Raw genomic sequence first — 791 nt, 5'->3', positions numbered from 1 at the left:
CGCGCTGCGCGCGCCGGTCGCTGTGAGTACGAGCAGATCCGTCAAGAGATTCAGGATGCTGACGTGGTTCACATCGACGAGACAGGCATCAAGCGCGACGGTGAACAAGCGTGGATTTGGACGTTTCAGACCGTTCAACACACGTTGTACGCGGTCAGGGAGAGTCGCGGAAGTGATGTTCCCGCGGAAGTCCTCGGCGAGGACTTCGCGGGAACAGTCGTCTGTGACGGGTGGACGGCGTACCCAGCTTTCAGCAGCAACCTCCAGCGGTGCTGGGCGCACATTCTTCGAGAGGCTGAGGAGGCCGCCGAAAAGCAGCCAGAAGGTGAACCGATCTACCAGGCTCTCAGACAGCTATTCGTCGCTCTCCAGGCTCGGCTGGAGAGCGACCCAAGTCCTCGTGAGAGAGCAGACCTCCAGCATGTGGCGCGAAGAGAGCTTGAATCGCTGATTGACCGGTCAGTACCCGACGGACCAGTGGCAACACTGCTGGGGAAGATCGAAGGAGGTCTCGACCACTGGCTCACCTTCGTCGGTGAGCCAGCGGTCTCTCCGACAAACAATGCCGCAGAGAACGCGCTTCGGGAACCAGTAGTTCTGCGGAAAATCATCGGAACGCTGCGTAATGACCGAGGAATGTTCGTTCACGAGACGGTCTTGTCCCTGCTGGCGACGTGGCGCCAGCAGGGACGCAATCCATACGAAGAGCTTCGTCGAGCCGTCAGTAACAATGAACTGATCTCACGGGCTCACGCTGTGCCGGCTGTCGAGACTCCGGGGTAAACACGTAC

1 protein-coding gene is annotated in these 791 nt (G+C 59.5%); it reads left to right on the top strand.

From position 1 onward, the window contains the following. Nucleotides 1–783 (top strand): IS66 family transposase (tnpC, locus tag EXE47_RS18255; protein WP_137708630.1); only part of this gene is annotated, 783 nt, incomplete at its 5' end. Nucleotides 784–791: the final 8 nt, after the last annotated feature.

The organism is Halorubrum sp. GN12_10-3_MGM (assembly GCF_005435235.1).
Lineage (GTDB): Archaea > Halobacteriota > Halobacteria > Halobacteriales > Haloferacaceae > Halorubrum > Halorubrum ezzemoulense.
This window is presented reverse-complemented; position numbering and strand designations above follow the sequence as displayed.